Raw genomic sequence first — 25751 nt, forward strand, 5'->3', positions numbered from 1 at the left:
GCCGCCGCGCTGACCGCGGTCTCGCTCGCCGCCATCGGCCCGCTGTCCGCGTGCGGATCACGCAGCCCGAACAGACGGGCAACGGCTGGTGCTACACCGATGACCGCGGCATCTCGGTGACTGCCCCCGAGCGCCCGCAGCGGACCGTCGCCCAGGTCTCGGCCGCTGCCGCGCTGCAGGACTTCGGTGTGAAGATCGCCGGAAACCTTCGGGCCGCTGGGGCGCGAGGACGCTCGGTCGAACCCAGGCCGGCAGCCTCGATCCCAGGACGGTCACCGACGTCACCGGCGCCGGGTACGGGGAGGTCAACCTGGAACGGCTCGCTTCGCCGCATCCGGACCTGCTGGTCAGCGGCGAGTACGCCGAGTACCAGGGCCTGTGGCACCTGGTCGAGGAGCGGGAGAGCTCGGCCTGCCGATCACCACCCCGGTGCGTCCCGACCAGGCCGGCGGCGGCTACTTCGAGCGGTTGTCCTGGGAGGAGGCCAACGCCTACCCCGGCGACATCATGCTCTGGGACGCGCGGTCGAATTCGATGACGCCCGAGCAGGTGGAGCAGGACCCCGTCTTCGCCGCCACGCCCGCGGCGAGCGCGGACCGGTTCGTCGAGTGGGACGCGGTCGCACCGATGAGCCACGCCAGCTACGCCAAGATCATGAACGAGCTCGGCGACCAGCTCGAATCCCGGCTGGCCGCCTGAGCCCGTCCTCGGGGTGCCCGTGACCGGGGGTGGGCACCGCGCGGTTCTGGTCCGGACCGTCCACGATCGCCGGACGGTCCGGACCCGAAGCCGCTTCGCGCGGAGCACTTTCGGGGCCGTGGGCTGGTGTCAGTCGCCCAGGCCGCGGACGTCGGCGAGGAGTTCCAGGGAGCGCAGCCAGGTGGCGCGGTCGACGGCCGAGGAGACGACCATGAGCTCGTCGGCCTGGGCCTGCTTGGCGAACCCGTCGAGGTAGTCGTCCACCTCGGCCGGGGTGCCTACTGCGCTGTAGCGGGTCATCCCCTCGATCTGGCGGCCGGCGGGGGAGGCCAGCAGGGCGTCGATCTCCTCGGTGCTGAGGTTGCGGCCCTGCGCCAGCATCCGCCCCGCGCGGTAGCGCTTGGCCTCCAGGAACTGCTGCTGGGCGTGCTCGGTGGTGTCCGCGGCGATCACGTTGACCCCGGCGATCACGTGCGGTTCGGATAGCTGCGCCGAGGGCTGGAACTCCCGGCGGTAGTGGGAGGTCGCCGCCTCCAGCGCGTCCGGGGCGAAGTGCGAGGCGAAGGCGTACGGCAGACCCAGCAGGGCGGCCAGCTGCGCGCCGAACATCGACGAACCCAGCACGTACAGCGGCACCTTCGTGCCGTGGCCGGGCGTGGCGTTGACCCCGGCGACGCGGGTCTCGCCGGCCAGGTAGCCCTGCAGCTCCAGCACGTCCTGCGGGAACGCGTCGGCCGAGGTGGGATCGCGGCGCAGCGCCCGCATCGTGCGCTGGTCGCTTCCCGGCGCACGACCCAGACCGAGGTCGATCCGGCCCGGGAACAGGGTTTCGAGCGTGCCGAACTGCTCGGCGATGGTCAGCGGCGAGTGGTTGGGCAGCATGATGCCGCCCGCGCCCAGCCGGATCGTGCTGGTCTGGGAAGCGACGTGGCCGATCAGCACGCTCGTGGCGGAGGAGGCGATGGTCGGCATGTTGTGGTGCTCGGCGTACCAGATGCGGTGGTAGCCCCACCGCTCGGCGCGTTGGGCCATGTCGACGCTGGCGGTGAAGCTGTCCGCGGCGGTCTCCCCCTCGCCGATGTGCGCCAGATCGAGAACGGAGAGGACCACAGTCACGACAGGATCAGCCTTTCCACACGAGCCACGGGCCGGGACCCGACGTCCCGGCCACCCTGGGTGGCAACGCATCGCCGAGTTCCGATATTTCCCGGACGCCGTGTGATCTGGTCTCAGATGCGCGGCGTGTCCGGGCGGGCGCGGTGTGTCAGGACTGGGGGCCGGGCCCGGTGCTGGCGCGCAGGACGAGGTCCGTGGCCAGTTCGACGCGGTTGGTCTCGAAGCGGCCGGTTTCGGCGTGCCGCAGCACCATTCGCGCGGCCTCGGCCGCCATCGTCGCGACCGGTTGGTTGACCGTGGTCAGTGCGGGCGAGATCCACTGCGCCATCGGCAGGTTGTCGAAGCCGATGACGCTGATGTCGTCGGGGATGCGCAGCCCGCCCTGCTCGACGGCTCGGTAGGCGCCCAGTGCCTGCTGGTCGTTGGCCGCGAAGATCGCCGACGGCGGCTCCGGCAGGGCCAGCAGCTCGCCCGCGGCGTCCTGGCCTCGGTCGTGGGTGAAGTCGCCGTCCGCGATCAGCTCGTCGGCGACCGGGATACCCGCCGCCATCAGCGCGGAGCGGTAGCCGTCGAGGCGCGCGACCGAGCACTGCAACTGAGGTGGACCGCCGATGAAACCGATGCGCTCGTGCCCCTGCTCGATGAGGTGCTCGACGGCGGCGCGGGCGCCGCTCCAGTTCGTCGCGCCCACCGACGCCACCCGAGGATCGGGCTGGCCGAGGGAGTCGATGATGATCACCGGGACACCGAGGCCGTGCAGCTGCTCGGCGTGTCGCGGGCCGAGCTCGGTGACGGCCAGGATGATGCCGTCCGAGCGCCGCGAGGTGAGGTTGTCCAGCCACGCGCGTTCGGTCTTGCGCCCGTCGTGCACCGCCGAGACCACCATGCCCACCCCGGCGTCGTGGGTGACGCTCTCGACGCCGCGCACTATCTCCAGCACCCACTCGTTGTCGAGGGTGTGGAAGACGAGGTCGATCAGCCCCGCGCGCCCGCTGCCGTGGTTGGCCCGACGCGAGTAGTTGTGGCGGTTGATGAGCTTCTCGACCCGCTCGCGGGTGTGGGCGGCGACCTCCGGACGTCCGTTGAGGACCTTCGAGACCGTCGGGACCGAGACACCGGCCTCCCGCGCGATGTCGCTGATCGTCACGCGGTCCTTCTTCGCCTCAGCCACCCTGCCTCCTCGCTCGACCGACGTCACCGTACCTGAAAGTTTCGGAGCAACCGCCCACACCCGATCACCTCACGGAGTCACCGTCGCCGGGGTGTCGAGGACGCGGTCGGGTCCGACCTCCCGCACCTCGCCGACCAGCCGGAACTCGCCGGACAACCGCGCGTGCGCGCTGTCGCCGCCCACGTGGACCTCGATCACCCCGGGGTCGACGACGCGCTTGCCGCGCGCGCCGGTGTAGGCGGTCCGGTCGGCGTGCAGGTGGAACGACACCGTTCGAGACTCGCCCGCCGGAACCGAAACGCGTGTGAAACCGGTCAGCTGGCGGACCGGGCGGGCTACCTGCGCGACGGGGTCGCGCAGGTAGAGCTGCACGACCTCGTCGCCGTCGCGGTCGCCGGTGTTGATGACCGAGCACGAGATGTCCACCGAGCCGTCGGTGGCGACCTCCCCGGCGTTGATCACCAGGTCCGAGTAGGCGAAGGTGGTGTAGGAGAGGCCGTGGCCGAACGGGAACAGCGCCGTCGGATCCAGCGAGCTGACCTCGCTGGCGGCACCCAGGGGAGCGGTCAGGTACGTGCCCGGGTTGCCGCCCGGGGTGGCCGGGATCGACACCGGCAGCCGGCCCGACGGGTTGACCTCGCCGGTCAGCACGTCGGCGAGCGCGGCGGCACCTGCCTCGCCCGGGAAGAACACCTGCACCACCGCCGCGACCCGGTCGGCGAACCTGGCCAGCGCGTACGGGCGACCGCTGGAAACCACCAGCACCACGGGTGTTCCGGTCTCCAGCAGCTGCTCGACCAGCTCTTCCTGGTCGCCGGGCAGTCGCAGGTCGGCCGCGTCGCAGCCCTCGCCGGAGGTACCGCGCCCGAACAGGCCCGCCCGGTCGCCCACCACCGCCACGCACAGGTCCGCGTCAGCCGCGGCGGCGCGCGCGGCGTCGAAATCGGCGCCGCCCTCGGGGAGGTCGCAGCCCTTGACGTGGTCGACGTGCGTGGCGATGCGGGCGATCTCGTCGCGGAAGGTCGGCAGCTCGATGCCGTTGGGCCAGTCCGGGTAGGACACGCCGATGTGCGCCGGGAACGAGTAGCAGCCCAGCAGCGCGAACGGGTCGTCGGCCAGGGGGCCCACCAGCGCCACCCTCCCCGGTTCGCGCACCGGCAACGTGCCGTCGTTGGCGACCAGCACCACCGATTCCTCGGCCAGTCGCCGGGCCAGGTCCCGGTTCCGCGCGGGGTCGAGCTCGCGCGGCTGCGCGGCCTCCGGTGACCAGTCCGGATCCAGCAGGCCCAGTTCGACCTTCTGGTTCAGCACCCGGTGCAGCGCGCGGTCCACCAGCGCTTCGCCGACCTCCCCGGAGCGCACCAGGTGCGCCAGCGGCTCGACGTAGCAGCGGGCGTTGGGCAGTTCCACGTCCACACCGGCGCGGAGCGCGGCCGCGCCCGCCGCCCCGGGTCCGTCGGCGACGCCGTGCAGCTTGTGCAGGAAGGACACGCCGAAGTAGTCGGCGACGACGGTTCCGGTGAAACCCAGTTCGCCGCGCAGCAGATCGGTCAGCAGCGCCTCGTCGGCGGCCGAGGGCATGCCGTCGACGTCGGTGTAGGAGTGCATGACCGAGCGGGCGCCGCCGAGTCGCAGCGCCATCTCGAAAGGCGGCAGGACGACGTCGGCGAACTCGCGCGGTCCCATGCTCACCGGCGCCAGGTTGCGGCCGGCGCGGGAGGCGGAGTAGCCCGCGAAGTGCTTCAGGGTGGCCACGATCCCGCTCGACTCAAGTCCGGTGACGTAGGCGGAGCCGACCGCGCCGACCAGGTACGGGTCCTCGCCGATGGTCTCCTCGACCCGTCCCCACCGCAGGTCCCGCACGACGTCGAGAACGGGGGCCAGCCCCTGGTGCACGCCCACCGAACGCATGTCGGCGCCGATGCTCGCGGCCATCTCGCGGACCAGGTCGGGGTCGAAGGAGGCGCCCCAGGACAGCGGAACCGGGTAGGCGGTGGCGCCCCAGGCGGTGAAACCGGCCAGGCACTCCTCGTGCGCGACGGCCGGGATGCCGAACCGGCTGGATCCGGTGATCTCCCGCTGCAGGCGGGACAGGGCAGCGGCGCCCTTGGCCGGTTCGATGGGCGCGCTGCCGAACACGCGGGTGAGCTGGCCCAGCCCGTTCTCGATCATCTCGTCCCATGGTGGGGTGTCGTCGGCGAAGTCCTCCTGGTGCGGCGCGACGCGCTCCTCGGCTCCGGAGACGTAGATCCACATCCCGACGAGCTGGTTGAGCTTCTCCTCCAGCGTCATGCGGGACACCAGGTCGGCGACCCGCTCCTCGACCGGTAGTGCGGGATCGCGGTAGGGCTGGCGGTCCTCGGTCGGGCGCGACTGCGGCATGTGCGGCGACTCCCGTCGTGGTGGGGCGGTCGTCCGGACGACGCTTTCGAAACAGTTTCTGTCGATGATCCGGCAACCAGGGGTGCAATGCTCGACAGATTGCCACATGTTTCATCGAAAGTCCTGCACTCGTACCGTTGATCACGGGTGAAGCACGGTGTGAAAGTTTTGGAAACATCTCCTTGAAGTTCGCTTCGACGCTGCGGTACGGTCTCGCCGACCGGCAGCCGGGTGTGACCACGTGCACACCGGCCGCCGGGGCTCCGGAAGGTCCGCAACGGTGCGACGGGAGTTGACGATGCGTGGACTGCGACGTCTGTGCGCGATGGGTGCGGCGCTGGCGTGCGCGCTGACCTCCACCGGCTGCGCCGTGCTGCTGCCGCCGAGCGAGGGCAGCGCCGACGTGGTCACCACCTGGGCGATCAGCGGCGGTGGCGAGGAAGAGCTGATGCCCGCCGAGAGCGAGAGGTTCCAGCAGCGAACCGGTCGCCGCATGCAAACCCAGTTCTTCCAGAACGACCCCTACAAGAACAAGCTCTGGGTCTCGATGGGTTCTGGCACGCCGCCGGACGCCTTCTTCGGCTGGGGCGGGGGAGCGCTGCAGGCGTTCATCGACGCGGGAAAGGTCGCAGACCTCGGCCCGGCGATGCGCGAACACCCCGAGTGGCGGCAGAACTTCTTGCCCAGCGTGATGAGCCCGGTCGACATCAACGGCGGCACCTACGGCATCCCCGTCGGCGGCATCCAGCCCGTGCTGCTGTACTACAACAAGGACGTCTTCGCCCGGGTCGGCCTGCAGCCACCGCGCACCTGGGACGAGCTGCTCGACCAGATCCCCGAGTTCCAGCAGGCAGGCGTCCTGCCGATCGCGCTGGGCGGCGCCGACTCCTGGACCTACCTGATGTGGGAAGAGGCCATCGTCGACCGGGTCGCGGGACCGGAGGCCTTCCGGGACGTGGTCGAGGGCAAACCCGGGGCGTGGCTCAACCCGGACATCATCAAGGCCAACGCCATGCTGCAGGACCTCGTGCGCAGAGGGGCGTTCGGCAACGCCTTCGCCTCCACCAGCGCTGAACTCGGCCAGCAGCGCACGCTGCTGGCGAGCGAGCGCGCGGCGATGATGGTCCACCTCGGTTCGGGCTACTCCGACCTGCTCGGCGACGACGAGAAGTGGGTCCGCGGAGGGCATCTCGGCTGGGCACCGTTCCCCGCCGTCGAAGGCGGCAAGGGAGATCCCGCCAACCTCGTCGGCAACCCGACCACCTTCATGTCCGCGACCGCGGGCCCCGACCAGCGGGAAGCGGTGGAGTTCCTGCGCCAGGAGCTCTCCAGCGACGCCTTCACCGAGGGCCGCCTGGAGCGCGGCGACGTCCCGCCGGTGACCGGCATCGAGGACCAGCTGCGGGCCACCGAGGACGCCGACTTCATGACCTTCGTCTACGACCTGACCAAGAACGCACCGCACTTCCAGCAGTCCTGGGACCAGGCGCTGCCGCCCGGACCCGCCCAGAACGTGCTGATCAACCTGCAGAAGCTGTTCCTCGACCAGATCAGCCCGGAAGAGTTCTCCCAGCTGATGGAGGAGTCCTCGCGATGACCGCCACCGAGGCGCTGCGCCCCACGGCACCGGCCACCACCGAACGACGGGGCCGCTCCGCGCGGCACTGGACCGAGCCCTCCACCTGGTTCGCCGCACCCGCTCTCGTGTTCTTCGCGGCGTTCGTCGTCGCGCCCATCGTCGTGGTGATCGTGCTGTCCATGATGGCCTGGAACGGCATCTCCGCCCCCGAGCTCAACGCCGCGGAGAACTGGGGCGAACTCGCCTCCGACTCCGGGATGTGGCACTCGGTGTGGGTGTCGCTGCAGGTGATGATCCTGTGCTGGGTCGTGCAAACCCCCATCAGCATCCTCCTCGGCGTCTACGTCGCCGGCCAGCAGCGGCACCGGGCGGTGCTCGCCGCGCTGTTCTTCCTGCCGCTGGTGCTCTCCTCCACCGGCATCGGCATCCTGTGGCGAAACCTCGTCGACCCGGAGTTCGGCGTGCTGCCCGCGCTCGGCCTTCCCGGCCTGAACCTGCTCGGTGATGCGAATCTGGCGCTGTTCACGCTCATCTTCGTGGTGTCCTGGCAATTCATCCCGTTCCACACGCTGATCTACCAGGCCGGCGTGCGGCAGATCCCCGCGCAGCTCTACGAAGCCGCCGAACTCGACGGCGCCGGGCCGGTGCAGCGGTTCTTCCTGATCACGCTGCCGCAGCTGCGCAACACCATCGTCACGTCCAGCACCCTGATGCTGGTGGGCTCGCTGACCTACTTCGACCTGTTCTACGTGCTCAGCGAAGGCGGACCGGGCGACGCCACCCGGATCTTGCCGGTGACCATGTACGTCACCGGTTTCCAGCAGTACCAGCTCGGATACGCCAGCGCGATCGCGCTGCTGCTGGTGGCGCTCGGCACCGCGCTCTCGCTGGGACTGACCAAGTACTCCGGCTTCGCCCGGATGCGCAGCGACCAGGAGGGCGCGTGATGCTGCGAATCAGAGGTTTGCTGCCCAACGCCGCGGCCCTGCTGTGGGCGCTGGTGGTGGCCGTGCCGCTGTACTACGTGGTGGTCACCAGCCTGCGGGCGCAGGAGGACACCACCGGCTCGAACCCGTTGTCGTTCCCCGGTTCTCCGACGTTGGAGAACTACGGGATGGTGTTCTCCGACGGCTTCTCCAAGTTCTTGTTCAACAGCCTGCTCACCACCGGGCTGACCGTCGTGGTGGTGCTGATGGTCGCGCTGCCGGCCGCCTACGTCGTGGTGCGCGGCAAACGACGCAGGCACCAATGGCTGTTCCGGATGTTCCTGGCAGGACTGGCGATCCCGTTGCAGGCCACGATCATCCCGGTGTACGTGATGATCGTGGAGGCCGGGCTCTACGACAGCCTGCTGGCGATCATCCTGCCCGCCATCGCCTTCGCGATGCCGCTGTCGGTGCTGATCCTCAGCAACTTCCTGCGCGACATCCCCGAGGAGCTCTACGAGTCGATGTGCCTGGACGGAGCGGGGCAGGTGCGGGTGCTGGTGAACCTGGTGCTTCCGCTGTCGCGGCCGGCGTTGCTGGCGGTGGGCATCTACCAGGCGCTGCAGGTGTGGAACGGGCTGCTGTTCCCGCTGATCCTCACCCAGCGCGAGGAGACCGCGATGCTGCCCGTGATGCTGTGGCAGTTCCAGGGCCAGTACACCGTCAACGTTCCCGCCATCATGGCCGGTGTGGTGCTTTCGGCGATACCGGTGCTGGTGCTCTACGTCCTCGGCCGACGGTTCATGATCGCCGGACTCACCGCGGGCGCGGGCAAGTGAGGACCGTGCCGGTCGGCGGCCAGGGGCAGACCGCCGACCGGCACCGCCAGGCCTTGCTCGATGACCCGGCGCAGCCGCTGTTCCAGGTGTGGGGCTCAGCTCGCTCGCTGCGTTGTCGGACGGCAGAGCCATCGAGTCCCCGAAGAGCCTGCGCCGCCCGGTTCCGCACACGTGGCAGGTCCGCGAGGACGGGTAGAACGATCGATGCGGCGCTGATGCACCTCGGGGTGAACAACTGCTCCTCCACGACGTGGCGAAGATCTCCTCCGGTGGCGACCACGCCACGGTCACCCGCACATCCCTCATCGCCTCGACCGTCGCGGCCGTGGTGACCATCGTCGCCACCCGCGGGAAGGTCGGTCACGCCCCACCGCGATCCGCCCCTCAGGACCAGGATGCGGTGTCGGCGCAGTCCGATGGGGCCGGCCGTCGGCGCAGGCGGCCGGCCCCGCCCTCACGGCGGCCCGGCGCGGGGCACATCGACCTGGACCACGCGCAGCTCGGCCTCGCGGACCGGTCGGCGCTCGTGCTCGCCCGATGTCAGCGGGCACTCCGGGGAGGAGGAACCGTCGGCCACCGTGCTGAGGAGCGGGCGGTCCTCGCTCCTCGAGAGACCGAGGTCCGCCAGCGGCCGGTCAGGGCTTCAGCTCGACCACCTCGACGCCGAACGGCGCCAGCGTCACCTCCGACATCGGCTCACCGGACAGGCTCCGCAGCGAAGCCGCGGTGCGCGGGACCACCGTCACGTCCTCGGCGTGCTGGCTGACCAGCCACGCGAACCGGCGTCCGTCCTCGTGCACCACGACATCGGCGAACACCTCCGGATCGTTCACCACGACCTCGCGGGCCACTCCGGCGACGTCGGCCAGCGCCGCGTAGAGCCGGTGGCTGTCGTCCGGGTTCACCCGCGTGCTGCGGGCCGCGAACAGCTCGACCGGGTACGTGCACAGCACGGCTTGGCCCCGGCCGGTCGGGCAGCGCAGCAGCGCCGGGTTGCCGTGCGCATCGGTGGCCACCACCTCGGCGCCGTCCGGGACGACGGGCAGGAACGAGCGGCTGTGCTCGTTGCCCGCTACCCGGAACCGCAGCGTCGCACCCCCCTCGATGCAGCCGAAGTCCTCGACGAAGGTGAACACCACCTCCTCGTCGGCGACCTCGTCGACCACGCCGTAGGTGATCTCCTTGCGCACGCCGAAGGTCTCGTCGAAGTAGGGGATCCACGGCTGCCGGTGATGTCCCACCTCGCCGGCGGTGTAGGACAGGTACAGCACCGCGCCCTCGGCGACCCGCTCGCGCAGCCGCTGCCACGTCGGGCCCTGTACCTGCTTCACGCACGGCAGCAGGTAGAGGTCGCAGTCGGCGTCGATGCCGTCGCGCTCCCTCGTGAACCCCACCGGCAGGTCCGCTTCGCGAGCCGCCACGTACGCCTGGCGCAGAGTGTCGAAGATCAGCGGCCGGTCGTCGTCCTGGGAGAACGGGTACCCGCGCTCCAGGTACTCGGTCACCAGCAGGCCCGCTCGCGCGTCGCTGCGCTCGCAGCGTGTGAAGTCCACCTGCTCCAGCACCTCGGCGAACGCGGCCAGCTCGCGCAGCGGCGGTTTCGGCGCACCCGTGTGGTCGGTGATGCCGAAGTGCATCTCGAACGGGTGGTGCGAGTACGGGCCCTGGCCGATCAGGTCGTCGTAGTCGGTGTTGTTCCACGCCACCCAGCCCGTCGAACCGCCCAGCAGCGAGTTGTGCAGCGTCTGGCGGTAGTAGTGGCCGGCGTTCTCCGGCGACACCTGGTCGCTCGACAGGCCGAACTCCTCCAGCACCACCGGCTTGCCGGCCACCGCCGACAATTCGCAGATGAACGCCGCGATCAGGTGCTGGCGGACCGGATCGCTGTCGATCCGGTACACGTGCGGACCCACGAAGTCCACCACCGCGCCCGTCTCCCGCACCGAGAACCCGTTGTCGACGCCGGTGACCTCGATGCCCCACGCGCCGTCGCCCAGCGACACCGGTTGGGTGCCGCCACCGGCGCGCACCGCCTGCACCATCAGCTGCGCCCACGCGCTGACCTGCTCGGTCGGCGCCTTCGGTTCGTGGCGCAACCGGCCGTAGATGGGCATCTCGTTGCTGAGCAACCAGCCCGCCACCGCCGAGTGCCCGGCGAAGCGCTCGGTCATCCGCTGGACGAACCACGCCTGCCGGGACACCAGCCACACGTCGGCGTAGAGGTCCCGGCCGCCGCGCCACTCCGGGTCCCAGTTGTCCCCGGACATGTGACCGACGAGGAACGTGGGGATCGAGGTCATCCCGATCTCGGTGTGAGCGTCCAGGAAGTCCTGGTAGTGCGCCACCTTCTGCTCGTCCACGGTGTCCGGGGTGGGCATGAAGTCGGGCCAGTAGAAGAACGACCTGGTCTGCCGCAGGCCGTGGTCGTGGAGCACCCGGAGCTCGGCGCGCACGACTTCGGGGGAGTAGTTCCGCCACATCAGAGGACCACCGGTGCGCGACCAGAAGTTGGCACCCAGCCACACCTGGGGTTGCCCGGCCACAGTCACCTTGGCGCTATTACGTCGCATGAGAACCCTTCCGCTGTCCTTCTGTTCTGTGGTTGCCCGGCTTGGCGGTGCGGGTGGCGGAACCTGAGCGGCTTCGTGGACTCCGTGCGCCGCTCCTGATGTATGTCCAATACACGGCGTCCCGGCGTACTCGCCACGAAGCCGCTCAGAACCCGCGGCGGAGCGGGCTGAGTCCCACACTTGAAACGGCTGGTGCCGGAAGCTCGGTCACTTCACGGCGCCGGCGGTCAGGCCTTGGGCGAGGTAGCGCTGGAGCGCGAGGAAACCGATGACGACCGGGATGCTGACCACCAGGGAGGCGGCCATCACCTCGTTCCAGTACACCGAGGTCTCCGTGGAGTACTCGCGCAGCCCGACCGCCAGCGTCCGCGAATCCGAGTCCGTCATGATCGATGCGAACAGCGTCTCTCCCCACGCCGTCATGAACGCGTAGATCCCCACCGCGGCGATTCCCGGCCGCGCGGCGGGCAGCACCACCCGCCACAGCGCGCCGATCGGGCTGGCGCCGTCGATCAGCGCGGCCTCGTCGAGGTCGCGCGGGATCGTGTCGAAGTAGCCGACCATCATCCAGATCGCGAACGGCAGCGAGAACGTCAGGTAGGTGACGATCAACCCGAGCTGGCTGCCGTAGAGCTCGATGCCGGTGTAGCGGCCGATCGTCGCGTAGATCAGGTACAGCGGCAGCAGGAACAAGATCCCCGGGAACATCTGGGTCGACAGCACCACGATCCGGAAACCGTTCCGCCCGCGGAACCTGTACCGGCTGACCGCGTAGGCCGCCAGGATCGCCAGCGTCAGCGACACCAGCGCCGCGCCCAGCGCCACGATGGCGCTGTTGAGGAAGTAGTCGGCGAGATCGATCGTCGACCACATGTCGACGAACGGCTCGAAGGTGAGGTGGTCCGGGAACCACTGGAACCGGTCCCGCACGTCACCCAGCGGCTTCAACGCCGAGGTCACCATCACGTACAGCGGCACCAGCGTGAACAGCGTCAGCAGCGTCAGGCCCACGACCCGCAGGACGCGGAACCACCTCGGCTCAGGCATCCTTCATCCTCCGCGATGTGAAGGCCAGGTACCCGGCCGTGACGACCAGCAGGAACAGCAGCAGCAACGTCGACATCGCTGACCCGAGACCGAAGTTCCAGGTGATGAACGAGTTGTTGTAGATGTGGATCGACAGCAGGTTCGCCGCGTTGGGCACCGACTTGTCGAACAGGATGTAGGGGACGTTGAAGTCGTTGAACGTCCACAGGAACAGCACCAGCACCAGGACCTGGTTCACCGGCCGCAGCATCGGCAACGTGATCGAGCGGAACTGCTGCCACAACCCGGCGCCGTCCACAGTGGCCGACTCGTAGACGTCGTGCGGGATGGACTGCATGCCCGCCATCAGCACCAGGAACGCGAACGGCCACAGCCGCCACGTCGCCGTGGCCACCGTCGCCAGGAACGCGTTGTCGCCCAGCAGCCAGAACGTCTGGCCGCCGGTGAGGCCCAGCCCGCCCAGGGTCGCGTTGACCATGCCGTCGTCCTGGTCCAGCAGGAACTTCCAGATCATCGCGGCGGTGTAGACCGGCAGCGCGTAGGGGACCAGGAACAAGGTGCGCAGCACCGCACGTCCCCGGAAGGAGCGCTGCAGCAGCGTCGCCGCGAACACCCCGAGCAGCCAGGACAGTCCCACGGTCAGGATCGAGAACCCCGCGGTCACCGCGAACGAGCGCAGCAGGGTGACGCCGACGGCGCTGTTGAAGTCCAGCGCGAAGCTGAAGTTCGACACGCCCGCGAACGGCGCGTTGAGCCAGTCCCGCAAGTAGAACTGGGTCAGCTCCAGCACGCTCATGTACAGCCCGCCGAGCATCGGCAGCAGGTGCACCAGCAGCTCGAAGCACAACGCGGGCGCCACCAGCAGGTACGGCAGCAGTCGACGGCTCGGCGACCACTTGCGTCGCGGTGGGGGTTCCGGCGTCGTCACCGGCCGGGCGGGGGAGTGGGCAGCGGTGCTGGTCAACTTCCGGTACCTCGCATCTTCTGCTCGGCGTCGGCCAGCGCGGCCCGCACGTCATCGGTGGTGACCTGACGGCCCGTGGCGATCTCGGCGAACAGGTCCCGCATCGCCGAACCCACGGTCGTCTCGAAGTGCGCCTCGGTCGGGATCATCGGTGCCGGTTCCGAGTAGTTGGCCAGCACGTCCGAGAAGACCTCGTCCTCCTCGGTGTGGAAGGCGGGATCGTCGTAGGCGTCGTTGACCACCGGCAGCGTCCCGTACTCCTTGTTCAACGACGCCTGGACGTCCTTGCTGGTCAGGAATTCCACCAGTTCCAGCGCCTGCTCGCGCTTCGGGCTGTCGGCGAACACCGCGACGTTCGACCCGGCCACGTGGCTCAGCGCGGGTGTGCCGCCCGGCGGAAGCGGATCGGGCGCGGGCAGCCGAACCACGCCGTAGGCGTCCTCGGACATCCCGTTGTCCTGCAGCGTCGGGATGACGCTGTTCTGGGCGATGAGCATCGCCGCGTTGCCGTCGGTGAAGTCCTCGGCGGCGCTGGAGGTGTTGCCCTCCTCGGCGTCGCCGGGGCTGACGACCTTCTGCGTCGACATCAGGTGCAAGTAGCGCTGGACGGCGGACACCGCGCCGGGTGAGTCGAACTCGGGCCCGTTGGCGGTGATGAGGTCGACGCCCTCCCAGCGGGCGAACATGAAGGCGAAGTGCGCGTTCTCGGTGTAGCTGGCGCCCGCGATGGTAAGTCCCCAGCGGTTGCGGGCGGGATCGGTCAGCCGCTTGGAGGCGGCGAGGAACTCGTCCCAGTTGCGCGGGGGAGCCAATCCGGCCTCGGCGAAGAGCTCCTTGTTGTAGAACACGCCGTAGCTCAGCCCGTACAGCGGGAGCGATGTCGGGACCTGGCCCGCCATGCCGGTCGAGCTCATGCTGCTGTCCAGGAACCGCTCCCGGCCGCCGAAGCGCTGCATCAACCGGTCGTCGAACGGCACGAACGCGCCGGTGGCCTGCAGCGACGCGGCCCAGGTGTTGCCCAGGTTAACCACGTCGGGTCCGACCCCGGAGGTGGCCGCGCCCAAAATCCGGTTGAGCAGATCGGACCAGCCTATGACCTCGACGTTCACCTCGATGCCCGTCTGGGCGGTGAACTGGGCGAGCTCGTCGTGCAAGACCTCCATGTCCTGCTCGGCGCTCTTGCCCTGGTTGCTGGCCCAGTAGGTGATCGTGTTGGGGTCTTCGGCCGAGCCCGCGCATCCCGTCAGCGTCCCGGCGAGCAGCGCCGCGATCAGCGACACCGCCGCGAGTGAGCGTTTGATCACGAAACGACTCCTCGGCCTCGTCGGACCCGTCGTTGGGTCCGCCGCTCAAACTAGGGACTTAACCGGTTAACAAGAAGGCCGGTCCGATCTGCGTGACCGATTCGTTACTTCCGGTGCTCGAGTGCTGCTCCGGTCAGCCGAACACCGGTGCCACAGCTGTGCTCTCGCGCGTGATCAGCTCCCTGGGCTGCAAGCGGGAGTCGTCGGCGACGCCTGTTTCGATCAGCTCCAGCAGCATCAACGCCGCCCGCGCCGCGGCCGCGCCCACGTCGTGCGAGAAGGCAGTGATCGCCGGGTGCACCACCCGGCACAGCATCGAGTCGTCCCACGCCAGCACCGAGACGTCCGCGGGCACCCGCACCCCGAGTTCCGCGGCCCGAGCCACCGACGCCACCGCCATCACGTCGTTGTCGTAGATGATCGCCGTCGGTGGCCGCGCCGTGTCCAGCAGCCGCGCCGTGGCGGCCACGCCGCCGCCCTCGGTGTAGTCGCCGTGATCGCGCAGCAGCGTCACGCCAGTTCGTTCCGCGGCCGCACGCCGCAGTTCCCGTTCGCGGCGAGCGGTGTGCCTCAGCTGCCCCGGTCCCTGGACGTGGCCGATCCTGTTGTGACCCAGGTCGGTGAGATGCCCGATCGCGCTGTCGGCGATGTCGTGCTCGTCGACCCACAGCACGGGAATGCCGGCCATCGGCCGCTCGGTGCCGAAGAACACCGCGGGTATCCGCAGCTCCCGCAGCAACGCCGGGCGCGGATCGTCGACCCGCAGATCGGTCAGCAGCACCCCGTCGACGCGGCGCTCCGCCCACCACTGGCGGTAGGTCTCCAGCTCGGTGCCCGGATCCGACGCCAGCGCCAGCTGGAGCGAGAAGCCGTGCGCCGAGAGCGTCTGCTCCAGACCAGCGACCACCTGCATGAAGAAGGGTTCGGTCCGCAGCACCTCTGGAGACCGCGCGAGCACGACGCCGACGGTGGCGGCCCGGTCGCTCGACAGGGCCCGCGCCGCACTGCTGGCGCGCCACCCCATGTCCGCGGCCACGTCGAGGATCCGGTCCCGCGTCTCCTGGGAGACCCCGCCGCGGCCGTTGAGCGCGTAGGACACCGCAGCCTTGGACACGCCCACCGCGCGGGCGATGTCGATGATCGTCGGCCGCTTCACGGCGCCACGGCCTCGTCGAGCCGCCGCGGCAGTTCCTCGCGCAACGGCATCAGCAGCAGCTTCCCGGTCCCGCGCCCCCCGATCACCACCAGATCTGGACCCAGCGAGTTGAGGAGGTACGAGATGCCGCGGGCCAGCGGGTTCCCCGGCGTGTCGGCGAGGGTCACCATCGTCCGCCGCACCGCGAAGCGCACGCCCACGTGGGCGCGGAGGACGTCGAGCAGTCGAGCACGTCGACCAGCGACCAGTCCGGAAGTCCCGCCACCGCTCTTCCCCTCGGGCGACTGCTGTTCGAGCAGCGGAGTATGGCACGTCGGACGCCGGCGAGAGCGCTCAGCGGTCGACGATGGCGGTGATGATCAGGCCGTTCTCGGCCAGCCAGCGGCCGGTGAAGGAGGTCACGGGTGCGCCGTGGGGGTCGTGGCCCTGCTTGAGCAGGTGGGCGTGGAAGGTGCCGTCGAGGGAGAGGGTGAGTTCGGCTTGCTCGAAGTCGAGCCACTCGCGGGTCAGCGGGAACCAGGACTTGTAGACCGACTCCTTGGCGCTGAACAGGATTCGATCCCAGTGCACCGTGCCCGGCAGCGCCGAGATCATGGCCTTCTCGGCCGGAAGCGACACCGCGTCGAGCACGCCGTCGGGCAGCGGCTCGTTCGGTTCGGCGTCGATGCCGATCGTGCGCACCGCCTTGTCCCAGGCGACCACGGCCGCTCGGTAACCCGCGCAGTGCGTCATGCTGCCCACCACTCCCGGTGGCCAGCCCGGAGCGCCGCGCTCACCAGGCAGGAGAGGGCCGACGGGTGCGCCGATCTCGGCCAGGGCGGTGCGGGCGCAGTGGCGCACGGTGGCGAACTCGCGACGTCGCTTGTCAACCGCTCGCGCGATCACCGCGGTCTCCTCGGCGAACAACCGCGCCTCCGATGGGTCGGTGAACAGCTCGTGCCGCGCGAGATCGTCGGGCAGGACTCGTTCGAGCATCACGGCTCCTCCGGGAACACGCGGCGCAGCGGCTCGTCGGGCAGGCCCCGGCGCTTCCACTCGCGCGGGTAGCCGATCGAGACCTCCTGGAAGCGGACCCCGTCGTAGGAGGTCGTGCGCGGGATGTGCAGGTGGCCGTAGATGGCGGCCGCCGCGCGGTGCCGCACGTGCCAGTCGGCGGTGTGCACGGTGCCGCACCACTGCGCGAACTCCGGGTACCAGAGCACGTCGGTGGGTTGGCGGACCAACGGGTAGTGGTTGACCAGCACCGTCGGCAGGTCCGGATCGCAGGCGGCGAGCCGCTTCTCGCTGTGATCCACGCGGGCTCGGCACCACGCGTCGCGGCTGGGGTAGGGGTCCGGGTGCAGCAGGAACTCGTCGGTGCACACCACCCCGGACTCGTGCGCCACGGCCAGCGCCTCCTCCTTGGTGGAGGTGCCGGCGGGTCGGAAGGTGTAGTCGTAGCCCACGAACAGCGGCGCGATCGTGACCGGTCCGCCCCGGCCGGTCCACACCGGGAAGTCGTCCTCGGGTGTGACGACGCCGAGCTCACGGCAGCGCCGCACCAGTTCGAGGTAGCGCGCCTCGCCGCGCAGCTGCAGAGGATCCTGCTTCGGCGTCCACAACTCGTGGTTGCCGGGAACCCACACGACCTTCTCGAAGCGCCCGGACAGCATCTCCAGCGCCCAGGTGATGTCGTCGGACATCTCCCCGACGTCCCCGGCGACCAGCAACCAGTCGTGATCGGAGCCGGGGCGCAACTTCCGGGCTATGTCCTTGTTCTCATCAGCAGCAACGTGCAGGTCGCTGATGGCGAGCAGTTCACCAGAGGCCATGGCCGATGCTAACCGCCTAAGACCAGCGTCCCACCAGGATTGGTGTGATAAGGGGCTAAGGTGACATGCATGGGTGGTCATGAGCGCAGGGAGTCGCTCGGCGACTTCCGCCGGCAGGGCCGGTTCACCGCCGGGCTCGCGGTCCGGTGCGAGGCGGTTCTCCGCCCCGATCCGACCACCGACATCGTCGACCTGCGCGACCTGGGCGGGACGGCGGAGCGCTCGTGCTGGTGCGCCTCGAGCAGCGCGTTTCCGCTTCCTGGGAGTTCTGGGGGTTTCTCGTGGTTCGAGCGTGGGCGTGTGGTGGTCGTCGAGGGTGAGGTGGAGGACTCCCGGGTTGAGGTCGAGGGGGCGGAGGGGGATTCCTTGTCGCCTGCTCGTTCGAGCTGCTAGTTCTGCTGGGAGATCTCGGCGAGCGAAGGGCTGACCGGTGGGCGCAGGGGAGTTCGAGGGGCTGGCGGCGGTGGTCACCGGCGGCGGGTCGGGTATCGGACTGGCGGTGGCGCGAACGCTGGCCGATCGCGGGGCGGGGGTCGCGGCGCTGGACCTGGACCCGGGTTCGGTTCCGGCCGGGGTGCTCGGTCTCCGGTGCGACGTCACCGATGAGGACTCGGTGCGCGGAGCGGTGCAGCAGGCCGTCGAGCACCACGGCGGCCTGGACGTGCTGGTCAACAACGCCGGCATCGGCGCGCAGGGCACGGTCGAGACGAACTCCTACGACGAGTGGCGCCGCGTCTTCGACGTCAACGTGCTGGGCATCGTGCGCACGAGCCGCGCGGCTCTGCCGCACCTGCGCAGGTCGGCCGCCGCGTCGATCGTCAACACGTGCTCGATCGCGGCGACGGCGGGCCTTCCGGACCGCGCGGTCTACAGCGCCAGCAAGGGCGCCGTGCTGTCGCTGACCCAGGCGATGGCCGCTGATCACCTCGTTGAGGGGATTCGCGTCAACTGCGTGAACCCGGGCACGGCCGACACGCCGTGGGTGCGTCGGCTGCTGTCGTCGGCGGACGATCCGGACGCGGAGCTGGCCGCGCTGAACGCTCGGCAGCCCTCGGGCCGCCTGGTCTCCGCCGACGAGGTGGCGGCCGCGGTCGCCTACCTGGCGGGACCCGCGGCCGGGGCCACGACGGGGACGTCGCTGGCGGTGGACGGCGGCATGCAGGGCCTGCGGTTGCGGAAGTGACCGTCCTGGGCGGATCCGGGGTGCGGGTGAGCGCCCTGGGCTTCGGCGGTGCGGTGATCGGCAACCTCTACCGCGAGGTGTCGGAGTCGACGGCGGCGCAGACCGTGGCGGCGGCGTGGGATGCCGGGGTCCGCTACTTCGACACCGCACCGCACTACGGCCTGGGGCTGGCCGAGCGCCGGCTCGGCGCGGCGCTGGCGGGACGGGCCCGGCACGAGTTCTCGGTGTCCACCAAGGTCGGCAGGATCCTCGAACCCGTCCCGAACCCCGGGCGGGCCCACGACCTGGCGGGCGGGTTCGCAGTGCCCGCGGACCTCGCGCGGCGGTGGGACTTCAGCGCCGACGGCGTCCGCCGTTCCCTGGAATCCAGTGTGGACAGACTGGGTCTGGATCACGTCGACCTGGTGCTGCTGCACGACCCGGACGAGCACTGGGCGCAGGCGGTCGCGGAGGCCTACCCGGCCCTGCACGAGCTCCGCTCGCAAGGAGTGGTGGGGGCGATCGGGGCGGGGATGAACCAGTGGCAGATGTTGCGGCGCTTCGCCACCGACACCGACGTCGACGCGGTCATGCTCGCGGGCCGCTACACGCTGCTGGACTCCTCCGGTGAGCCGCTGCTCGACGAGTGCGCTCGCCGCGGCGTGTCGGTGCTCGCGGCGGGGGTGTTCAACGGCGGGCTGCTGGCCACCGACGACCCCGCCGCCCACGCCGTCTACGACTACCTCCCGGCATCACCGCAGGTGGTGGGCAGGGCGCAACGCATGGCCGAGATCTGCCGCCGCCACGGGGTGGCGCTCCCGCAGGCGGCCATCGCGCACGCCGCGCGGCACCCGGCGGTGGCGTCGGTGGTGCTGGGAGCGCGGTCGCCGGAAGAGGTCCGGCGCAACGCCGAGCTGTTCCACGCGCCCGTGCCCGAGGAGCTGTGGGAGGAGCTGGCGGGGGCCGGGCCCTGACCGTCCGGCCGCCGCCAGCGGTCAGAAGCGGATGACCAACCGACCCCGGGTGCCACCGGCTTCGAGCCGTCGGTGCGCCTCGGCACCCTCCTCGATCGGGTAGGTGTCCGCGACGCGCAGCGTCAGCGCACCCTCCTCGACCTGCTGCCGCAGCCGATCGAGCTTGCCCTTCTCCAACCAGTAGTCGCGGACGAGCACCGCGTGGTAGCGGATGCCGCGTTCGGCCTCGGCGGTGAACCCGCGCACCGTGGCGATGCCGCCGCCGTCGCGGACCGCTGCCTCGACCGCGTCGTTGAGCACTGCGGCGTCCACGACGCCGTCCACACCGCCGGGCGCGACCTCGCGGATGCGGGTGGCGACGTCGTCGCCGCGCTCGACGATCTCGTCGGCGCCCAGCGAGGCCACCAGGTCGCGGTCGGAGTCCTTGGCGTCGGCGATCACCCGCAGGCCGTCGGCCTCGGCCAGCTGCACGACGTAGCCGCCGAGGGTTCCGGCGGCGCCGGTGACGGCGAGCAGGGCGCCGGGCGGCAGCGCGAGCCGGTCGAGGGCGAGGCGAGCGGTGAGTCCGTTCATCGGCAGCGTCGACGCGGCGTCGTGACCGGTCCCGGCAGGGGCGTGGGTGACGGACGCGGCGGGCAGCACGATGCTCTCCGAGTAGGCGCCGTGCGCACCGGACGGGATGACGATGGCCATCACGGCATCGCCGACCCGCAGGTCGGTGTCGGTGCCCTCGCCGATCTCGTCGATGACGCCGGCGGCGTCCATGCCCGGCACGTAGGGCGGTTCGACGTCGCGGTACCGATCGGGGAACCAACCCGCGCGACCGGCGGTGTCGGTCGGGTTGACCGCCGCCGCGCGCACCCGGACCCGCACTTCGCCGGGGCCGGGATGCCGTTCCGGCACCTCGTGCACTCCCAGGACCTCCGGACCGCCGAACTCGGTGAGACCAACGACACGCATGTCGATCACAACCCGGGGCGGACGTCCGGTATTCCGCGGCGTCGGGCGGATCACGTGAACTAGTCTGCGTTCATGCGGAGGTTCCAGCAGGTGGACGTGTTCACCGACGTCCCGTACTACGGCAACCCGGTCGCGGTCGTGGGCGACGCGGAAGGCTTGTCGGACGCCCAGATGCAGCGCTTCGCGGCGTGGACGAACCTGTCGGAGACGACCTTCGTGCTGCCGCCGACCAGCGATGAGGCCGACTACAGGGTGCGGATCTTCACGGCCTCCGCCGAGCTGCCCTTCGCCGGTCATCCGACGCTGGGCACCTGCCACGCCTGGCAGTCGGTGCACGGCCAGCGCGACGTGGTGGTCCAGGAGTGCGGTGCCGGTCTGGTGACAGTGCGCCGGACAGCTGGCGGACTGGCCTTCGAAGCGCCCCCGCTGCTGCGCTCCGGCCCGGTGGAACCGGAACTGCTGGAACGCATCGCCGCGGCTCTGGGCATCGACAGCAGCGAGGTCGTGGACGCGCGGTGGGCCGACAACGGCCCGGGATGGGTCGCGCTGCTGCTGTCCGACGCCGATGCGGTGCTGGCGCTGGAGCCCACCTACCGCGACGACTTGAAGATCGGTGTCGCCGGACCGCACCCTGCGGACGGACCCGCCAGGTACGAGGTCCGCGCGTTCGCCCCGGGCGGCGGCGGTTGCATGGAGGACCCGGTCACCGGCAGCCTCAACGCCTCCCTCGCGCAGTGGCTGCTGACCACCGGCCGCACGACGGCCCCGTACACCACCCGGCAGGGAACGGCCCTCGGTCGCGCCGGTCAGGTCCGCGTGGACACCGACGAGCGCAACGGCATCTGGGTGGGCGGGAGCACGGTCACCTGCATCGACGGCACGGTCGAGATCTGAGGCCTCGCTCCAGGACAGCGCAGACAACCGAACCGGGATCGCACGTGGTGCGGGCCCGGTTCGGCCGTTCCGTTCCGCGGCTGCGGCTTGCGCGTCGCAGAAGCGGTGTCGCCGGGCCGGGGCGGACGGGGGCATGCTGAAACGCGTTGCGGGTGAGCGTGTTCGCCGGTCCAGGACCGCGAGGCCCCGCGGATGTGCCGTGCCGATCGTCCAGGAACGAGGCCCACATGAGCATGACCACGCGTGCCGCCATCTGCCGGGAGCCCGGTCGGCCCTGGGAGATCACCGACGTCGAGCTCGACGAACCGAAGGCGAACGAGGTGCGGGTCCGCAACGTCGTGCACCAGTTCGCCTCCCGGGGCGCCGGGGGAGTCAAGGGCGGCACCGTGCACGCCGTCTCCGTGTCCTTCGACCTCCAGCCCGGCGAAACATCGGCGTGGTGGGAGGGACCGGCTCGGGCAAGTCCACGTTGGCCCGATGGGTCCGTCACAACCTCCCCGGGCAATTCGACTAGTCGTCGATCAGCGCGGCGAGGCCGTCGATGATTCGGCCCAGGCCGAACTCGTAGGCGTGGTGGGGGCTGTGGGCGGCCCGGTGCTCGGCACCGGCGGCTGCGCCGATGCGGGCGGCGTTGGGGTACTTCGCGGGATCGAAGACCTCCGCCAGCAGTGGTGCGTTGGTGTGCCACCACTGCTCGTCGGTGGTGGCGCTGTCGCGTTGCGCCGCTTCGGATTCCGCCGCCGCGAGAGCGGTGGAGCGGACGAAGTCGAGCACCAGCGTCAGCGCCGAGTCGATGGCCACGTCGTCCAGTCCGAGGTCGAGGAACGCGCCGAGCTCGTGCTCGTACTTGGTGATCAGTCCCGGACCCAGCGGTGGGCGGCTCGTCGGAACCCTCAACGCCCACGGGTGGAGCCGGTAGAGCTCGCGGTTGCGCGCGGCGACCTCGACGACCCGCTCCCGCCACGGCAAGTCCACCAGCGGTTCGCGCGGCATCCGCTGGTAGATGCCGTCGAGCATGAGGTCCAGCAGCTCGGCCTTGCCCGGGACGTAGGTGTACATCGACATGGTCGACACACCCAGTCGTTCGGCGACCCGGCGCATCGTCACCGCCGCCAGCCCGTCGGCGTCGGCGAGCTCGATGGCGGCGTCGACGACCTGGTCGATGCTCAGGCCCTTGCGCGGGCCGCGCTGCGGTGAGCGCTCGCCAAGCTCGTGCCGCCACAGCAGTTCCAGCGTCCGCCCGGGATCTCCGGCGCTGCTCCGCTCAACCACCACGCACCACCTCCGTACAAGGTACAGTGTACGTCGTACGGGAAACCGGAGCAGGAGGGGGTCGCTGATGCGGATCACGGCAACTGCGGTATCGCTCAACGTGGAAGACGTGGTGGCGTCGAGCCGGTTCTTGGTGGAGCACTTCGGATTCTCCGAGATCATGGCGGCCGACGGGTTCGCATCGCTGGCGAGGGAGGACGCCGGGGTCAACGTGGTGTTCCTGCGACGCGGGTTGGAGTCGCTGCCCGAGGACCAGCGCGACGACCACGCCGCCGGGCTGATCCTGGCCTTCGAGGTCGACGACCTGGAGGGCGAGCTCGCCAGGCTGCACGCCGAAGGCGTGGCCATCACCATGCCGCTGACGGTGGAGGAATGGGGCGAGCGGGCGTTCCAGGTCCGCGACCCCAACGGCGTGATCGTCCAGCTCGTCGACTGGAAGGGCTGAACGCCGGGCCGGGCTCACGCACCCGCGGCGGGGGCCCGCACCACGCGCTTGCCCAGCTCCGCGGCTTCGATGGCCGCCGACACCCCGCTGATCCCGGCGCCGAGGACGCGCAGCGCCTCAATCGCCCCGCTGGCCTCGGCGACCACGGGTGCCGCGGTGCGCGTCGGCGGCGCTACGTGGACTCCATCCTGCCCTGATCCCACAGGTGGGAGTGGTGGATCAGCCAGTCCCACATCGGTGCTGCGGTGTCGAACTCGCGCTCGGCGCCGCAGCGGCAGACCGCGCGGATCCTGTCGCCCGGCAGCCACTCCACGCGGTTGGCCAGGGTCTCGCCGGTCGGGCAGAGGGTGTCGATGGCGAGCTCCTGTCAGGTCCGCGACCCGGTCGCGAAGGGCGTTGCAGCTCCCACCGTATTGTTGTTGATCTTGACAGTAAACGGCAGAACCGTGGATCAGGGCTCGGTGATCGCTCGCGAGATGGCGCGGGCGCCCGCTCGCACGAGCGCGCTGAGCGCGTGCGGAGCGGCACTGCCGTGGCGCACGACCAGCGACACCGCGGCGACGACCTCGCCCCGCTGGTCGTGCACCGGCGCCGCCACCGACAGCGCGTCGTCGGTGACCTGCCGGTCGCTGATCGCGAAACCGCAGCCGCGCGCCTCGGCCAGCATCCGCCGCAACGCCGCCGGGTCGGTCACGGTGAGGTCGGTGAAGCGCGGGATGTGCCCGCCGAGCACTTCGTCCTGGACCTCGGTGGGCGCGTGCGCCAGCAGCACCAGCCCGACTCCGGTGGCGGTGAGCGCGAACCGCCCGCCCACGCGCGTGCGCACCGGGATCGCGCCGCTGCCCGCGATGCGCTCGACGAAGACGACCTCGGCGCCCTCGCGGATCGCCAGCTGCACGTTCTCCCGAGTCACCGCCGAGAGGTCTTCCATCGTCGGCAGGGCCCGCTCGCGCAAACCCAGACCGCGCGGTGCGAGCGCGCCCAGCTCCCACAGCCGCAGACCCACCCGGTACGCGCCGTCCTCGCCGCGTTCGAGCGCGCCCCAGTCGACCAGGTCTCCGAGCATCCGGTAGGCCGTCGAGGGCGGGAGTTCGGCTTGGCGGGCGAGTTCGGTGAGCGTGAGCGCCGTGCGCTCCGGTGAGAACGCGTCGAGCAGGTGCAGCGTGCGGCGGACCACGGGACCGGTGGCGCCGGCCGGCTTTCCGCGCGCGGCCATCACAGACCGATCGTGCGGCCGAGGAAGTCGTTGCCGAACTTGCCCTCGGGGTCGAAACGCCGTGCCAGCGAGCGAAAATCGGCCAGCTTCGGGTACAGCAGGTCCAGGTCCGGAGGCTCGGTGGTGAACAGCTTGCCCCAGTGCGGGCGTCCCCCGAAGGGCTCCAGCGCGGCTTCGACGTCGGGCAGCAGCCGCTCCACCGATGCCTGCGCGGGACGCCAGGTGAAGTGGAAGGCCACCGAAGCGGTGCCGTGCGCGGGGCTCAACCACAGGTCGTCTGCGGCGATGGTTCGGATCTCGCCGATGTGCAGCAGCGGAGCCATCTTGTCGGCGAGCGGTCGCAACGCCGCGAGCGCCGCCGCGCCGTGCTCGGCCGGCACGAAGTACTCGCTCTGCAGCTCGTCGCCGTCGCTGGGCGTGACACCGGCCTTGAAGTGCGGCAACCGCTCGTGCCACGAGCCAGCGACACCGAGCTGCTCGGTGAGGTTGTCGATCCCGGTGCCCCGCAACATGTGCGTGGGCACCTCGGCCGGGCGGGCGCCGAAGAAGTCGGTCTTGGCGTCGTCGCCCACCCGGGCCTTGGCCCAGACCTGGATGACCTCGTCGAAGTCGGTGAACACGCTGACGCTGTAGGCGGCCGAGGTGATGGCCTCGAACTCGCCGAGCAGCGAGTCCCAGTCCAGGCCGAGGTGCACCGTGGTGGCGACATCGAAGGAAGGCTGGACGCGCACGCCGATGCGGGTGACGACGCCCAGCGCGCCGAGATGCACCACGGCACCGGCGAAATCGGGGTCCTCGGGTCGCAGCCGCACCAGTTCGCCGTCGGCGCGCACGATGTCGAGCCCGGCCACCGCCGCGCTGAGCGAACCGTTGCGCACGCCGGAGCCGTGGGTGCCGGTGGCGGTCGCCCCGACGACGGTGATGTGCGGCAGCGACGCCATGTTGTGCAGCGCGCGGCCGGAAGCGGCCAGGTGCGCGGCGAGTTCGCCGTAGCGCGTGCCGCCGGGAACCCACACGACGTCGCCGTCGATCTCGACGTCGTCGGGCAGGGCGTCCAGCGTGAGGTGATCGGCGGTGGTGTCGGCGATGCCGTTGAAGCAGTGCCGCGAGCCGAGCGCCTTGATCCGCCCGGCCTCGGCGACGATCCGCCGCACCTCCTCCACGCTGCGCGGGCGGTGCATCCGCTGCGCGTGGTAGGTGAGGTTCCCAGCCCAGTTCGTTCCGCTACCAGCCACGGGGGAACGTTAACTCGGCGAACGCCGGC

At 70.4% G+C, this 25751-nt stretch carries 26 protein-coding genes; 8 read left to right on the forward strand and 18 right to left on the reverse strand.

What is annotated here, in order from left to right; genetic code table 11:
• Positions 1-378: 378 nt before the first annotated feature.
• Positions 379-699, forward strand: a complete 321-nt coding sequence (locus E1161_RS27825) for an ABC transporter substrate-binding protein (protein ID WP_235874689.1) — start codon at positions 379-381, stop codon at positions 697-699.
• A 129-nt stretch (positions 700-828) separates the two neighbouring features.
• Here the strand turns inward: E1161_RS27825 and E1161_RS00960 are convergent, their stop codons facing one another.
• The 3 genes from E1161_RS00960 to E1161_RS00970 all read right to left on the reverse strand — a co-directional run bounded on the left by E1161_RS00960 (position 829) and on the right by E1161_RS00970 (position 5368).
• Positions 829-1815, reverse strand: coding sequence for an LLM class flavin-dependent oxidoreductase (locus tag E1161_RS00960; protein WP_132618497.1), 987 nt, complete (start codon positions 1813-1815; stop codon positions 829-831).
• 148 nt (positions 1816-1963) lie between these two features.
• Positions 1964-2986: a LacI family DNA-binding transcriptional regulator gene (locus E1161_RS00965; protein ID WP_132618499.1), complete on the reverse strand. Its 1023-nt coding sequence runs from the start codon at positions 2984-2986 to the stop codon at positions 1964-1966.
• 69 nt (positions 2987-3055) lie between these two features.
• Positions 3056-5368, reverse strand: coding sequence for a beta-xylosidase/alpha-l-arabinosidase (locus tag E1161_RS00970; RefSeq protein WP_132618501.1), 2313 nt, complete (start codon positions 5366-5368; stop codon positions 3056-3058).
• A 298-nt stretch (positions 5369-5666) separates the two neighbouring features.
• On the opposite strand from E1161_RS00970, the gene E1161_RS00975 reads away from it, so the two are divergent.
• The 3 genes from E1161_RS00975 to E1161_RS00985 are packed head-to-tail and all read left to right on the forward strand — an operon-like array spanning position 5667 to position 8712.
• Complete coding sequence (locus E1161_RS00975; RefSeq protein WP_132618503.1) at positions 5667-6965, forward strand: ABC transporter substrate-binding protein; 1299 nt, start codon at positions 5667-5669, stop codon at positions 6963-6965.
• Complete coding sequence (locus tag E1161_RS00980) at positions 6962-7894, forward strand: carbohydrate ABC transporter permease (protein ID WP_132618505.1); 933 nt, start codon at positions 6962-6964, stop codon at positions 7892-7894. The genes E1161_RS00975 and E1161_RS00980 overlap by 4 nt, the downstream gene beginning before the upstream one ends.
• Positions 7894-8712 (forward strand): carbohydrate ABC transporter permease, encoded by an 819-nt coding sequence (locus tag E1161_RS00985; RefSeq protein WP_132618507.1) that lies wholly within the window; start codon positions 7894-7896, stop codon positions 8710-8712. The genes E1161_RS00980 and E1161_RS00985 overlap by 1 nt, the downstream gene beginning before the upstream one ends.
• A 454-nt stretch (positions 8713-9166) precedes the next feature.
• On the opposite strand, the gene E1161_RS28265 is transcribed toward E1161_RS00985, so the two are convergent.
• From E1161_RS28265 to E1161_RS01025, 9 genes are all read right to left on the reverse strand, one after another.
• Positions 9167-9289, reverse strand: coding sequence for a hypothetical protein (locus E1161_RS28265; protein ID WP_268951357.1), 123 nt, complete (start codon positions 9287-9289; stop codon positions 9167-9169).
• A 58-nt stretch (positions 9290-9347) separates the two neighbouring features.
• Entirely contained in the window at positions 9348-11255 is a 1908-nt protein-coding gene (locus E1161_RS00990) for a cellulase family glycosylhydrolase (RefSeq protein ID WP_235874690.1), read from the reverse strand.
• A gap of 234 nt (positions 11256-11489) precedes the next feature.
• Positions 11490-12329, reverse strand: a complete 840-nt coding sequence (locus E1161_RS00995) for a carbohydrate ABC transporter permease (protein ID WP_132618511.1) — start codon at positions 12327-12329, stop codon at positions 11490-11492.
• Entirely contained in the window at positions 12322-13293 is a 972-nt protein-coding gene (locus E1161_RS01000) for a carbohydrate ABC transporter permease (RefSeq protein ID WP_235874691.1), read from the reverse strand. Before E1161_RS01000 ends, E1161_RS00995 begins: the two co-directional genes overlap by 8 nt.
• Complete coding sequence (locus E1161_RS01005) at positions 13290-14597, reverse strand: ABC transporter substrate-binding protein (RefSeq protein WP_132618513.1); 1308 nt, start codon at positions 14595-14597, stop codon at positions 13290-13292. The genes E1161_RS01000 and E1161_RS01005 overlap by 4 nt, the downstream gene beginning before the upstream one ends.
• A gap of 133 nt (positions 14598-14730) precedes the next feature.
• Positions 14731-15753 (reverse strand): LacI family DNA-binding transcriptional regulator, encoded by a 1023-nt coding sequence (locus E1161_RS01010; protein ID WP_132618515.1) that lies wholly within the window; start codon positions 15751-15753, stop codon positions 14731-14733.
• Positions 15750-15923 (reverse strand): ROK family protein, encoded by a 174-nt coding sequence (locus tag E1161_RS01015; RefSeq protein WP_132618517.1) that lies wholly within the window; start codon positions 15921-15923, stop codon positions 15750-15752. Before E1161_RS01015 ends, E1161_RS01010 begins: the two co-directional genes overlap by 4 nt.
• Before the next feature lie 163 nt (positions 15924-16086).
• Positions 16087-16728 (reverse strand): 4'-phosphopantetheinyl transferase family protein, encoded by a 642-nt coding sequence (locus E1161_RS01020; RefSeq protein ID WP_132618519.1) that lies wholly within the window; start codon positions 16726-16728, stop codon positions 16087-16089.
• A complete protein-coding gene (locus tag E1161_RS01025; protein WP_132618521.1) occupies positions 16728-17564 on the reverse strand; it encodes a metallophosphoesterase family protein in 837 nt (278 codons plus the stop codon). Before E1161_RS01025 ends, E1161_RS01020 begins: the two co-directional genes overlap by 1 nt.
• 430 nt (positions 17565-17994) lie before the next feature.
• On the opposite strand from E1161_RS01025, the gene E1161_RS01030 reads away from it, so the two are divergent.
• The gene (locus tag E1161_RS01030) at positions 17995-18747 is read left to right on the forward strand and encodes an SDR family NAD(P)-dependent oxidoreductase (protein WP_132618523.1); all 753 of its coding nucleotides are present in this window, start codon (positions 17995-17997) and stop codon (positions 18745-18747) included.
• On the forward strand, positions 18744-19700 hold the full coding sequence (locus E1161_RS01035; protein ID WP_132618525.1) for an aldo/keto reductase: 957 nt from the start codon (positions 18744-18746) through the stop codon (positions 19698-19700). The genes E1161_RS01030 and E1161_RS01035 overlap by 4 nt, the downstream gene beginning before the upstream one ends.
• 21 nt (positions 19701-19721) lie before the next feature.
• On the opposite strand, the gene E1161_RS01040 is transcribed toward E1161_RS01035, so the two are convergent.
• Positions 19722-20660, reverse strand: a complete 939-nt coding sequence (locus E1161_RS01040; RefSeq protein WP_132618527.1) for an NADP-dependent oxidoreductase — start codon at positions 20658-20660, stop codon at positions 19722-19724.
• Between the two features lie 72 nt (positions 20661-20732).
• On the opposite strand from E1161_RS01040, the gene E1161_RS01045 reads away from it, so the two are divergent.
• On the forward strand, positions 20733-21554 hold the full coding sequence (locus E1161_RS01045) for a PhzF family phenazine biosynthesis protein (protein ID WP_132618529.1): 822 nt from the start codon (positions 20733-20735) through the stop codon (positions 21552-21554).
• A 510-nt stretch (positions 21555-22064) separates the two neighbouring features.
• Here the strand turns inward: E1161_RS01045 and E1161_RS01055 are convergent.
• On the reverse strand, positions 22065-22829 hold the full coding sequence (locus tag E1161_RS01055) for a TetR/AcrR family transcriptional regulator (protein ID WP_132618531.1): 765 nt from the start codon (positions 22827-22829) through the stop codon (positions 22065-22067).
• Between the two features lie 64 nt (positions 22830-22893).
• Here E1161_RS01055 and E1161_RS01060 point away from each other — a divergent pair, with 64 nt between their 5' ends.
• A complete protein-coding gene (locus E1161_RS01060; protein ID WP_132618533.1) occupies positions 22894-23271 on the forward strand; it encodes a VOC family protein in 378 nt (125 codons plus the stop codon).
• 14 nt (positions 23272-23285) lie between these two features.
• Here the strand turns inward: E1161_RS01060 and E1161_RS01065 are convergent, their stop codons facing one another.
• From E1161_RS01065 to E1161_RS01080, 4 genes are all read right to left on the reverse strand, one after another.
• Entirely contained in the window at positions 23286-23474 is a 189-nt protein-coding gene (locus E1161_RS01065; protein ID WP_132618535.1) for a hypothetical protein, read from the reverse strand.
• Positions 23444-23584, reverse strand: coding sequence for a hypothetical protein (locus E1161_RS01070; RefSeq protein WP_235874692.1), 141 nt, complete (start codon positions 23582-23584; stop codon positions 23444-23446). Before E1161_RS01070 ends, E1161_RS01065 begins: the two co-directional genes overlap by 31 nt.
• 138 nt (positions 23585-23722) lie before the next feature.
• The gene (locus E1161_RS01075) at positions 23723-24487 is read right to left on the reverse strand and encodes an IclR family transcriptional regulator (protein ID WP_132618537.1); all 765 of its coding nucleotides are present in this window, start codon (positions 24485-24487) and stop codon (positions 23723-23725) included.
• On the reverse strand, positions 24487-25722 hold the full coding sequence (locus E1161_RS01080; protein WP_235874693.1) for a D-arabinono-1,4-lactone oxidase: 1236 nt from the start codon (positions 25720-25722) through the stop codon (positions 24487-24489). Before E1161_RS01080 ends, E1161_RS01075 begins: the two co-directional genes overlap by 1 nt.
• Positions 25723-25751: the final 29 nt, after the last annotated feature.

Origin of the sequence: Saccharopolyspora aridisoli, assembly GCF_004348445.1 — a bacterium.
In the GTDB taxonomy this organism is placed as follows: domain Bacteria; phylum Actinomycetota; class Actinomycetes; order Mycobacteriales; family Pseudonocardiaceae; genus Saccharopolyspora; species Saccharopolyspora aridisoli.

What these genes read in the sequence shown, in the direction of transcription:
- E1161_RS01025 (WP_132618521.1), bottom strand. Translation starts at nt 17,564, where the DNA reads ATGGCCTCTGGTGAACTGCTCGCCATCAGCGACCTGCACGTTGCTGCT.
- E1161_RS00970 (WP_132618501.1), bottom strand. Translation starts at nt 5,368, where the DNA reads ATGCCGCAGTCGCGCCCGACCGAGGACCGCCAGCCCTACCGCGATCCC.
- E1161_RS00985 (WP_132618507.1), top strand. Translation starts at nt 7,894, where the DNA reads ATGCTGCGAATCAGAGGTTTGCTGCCCAACGCCGCGGCCCTGCTGTGG.
- E1161_RS01075 (WP_132618537.1), bottom strand. Translation starts at nt 24,487, where the DNA reads ATGGCCGCGCGCGGAAAGCCGGCCGGCGCCACCGGTCCCGTGGTCCGC.
- E1161_RS00980 (WP_132618505.1), top strand. Translation starts at nt 6,962, where the DNA reads ATGACCGCCACCGAGGCGCTGCGCCCCACGGCACCGGCCACCACCGAA.
- E1161_RS00995 (WP_132618511.1), bottom strand. Translation starts at nt 12,329, where the DNA reads ATGCCTGAGCCGAGGTGGTTCCGCGTCCTGCGGGTCGTGGGCCTGACG.
- E1161_RS01040 (WP_132618527.1), bottom strand. Translation starts at nt 20,660, where the DNA reads ATGCGTGTCGTTGGTCTCACCGAGTTCGGCGGTCCGGAGGTCCTGGGA.
- E1161_RS01045 (WP_132618529.1), top strand. Translation starts at nt 20,733, where the DNA reads ATGCGGAGGTTCCAGCAGGTGGACGTGTTCACCGACGTCCCGTACTAC.
- E1161_RS01020 (WP_132618519.1), bottom strand. Translation starts at nt 16,728, where the DNA reads ATGCTCGAACGAGTCCTGCCCGACGATCTCGCGCGGCACGAGCTGTTC.
- E1161_RS00975 (WP_132618503.1), top strand. Translation starts at nt 5,667, where the DNA reads ATGCGTGGACTGCGACGTCTGTGCGCGATGGGTGCGGCGCTGGCGTGC.
- E1161_RS01060 (WP_132618533.1), top strand. Translation starts at nt 22,894, where the DNA reads ATGCGGATCACGGCAACTGCGGTATCGCTCAACGTGGAAGACGTGGTG.
- E1161_RS01015 (WP_132618517.1), bottom strand. Translation starts at nt 15,923, where the DNA reads ATGGTGACCCTCGCCGACACGCCGGGGAACCCGCTGGCCCGCGGCATC.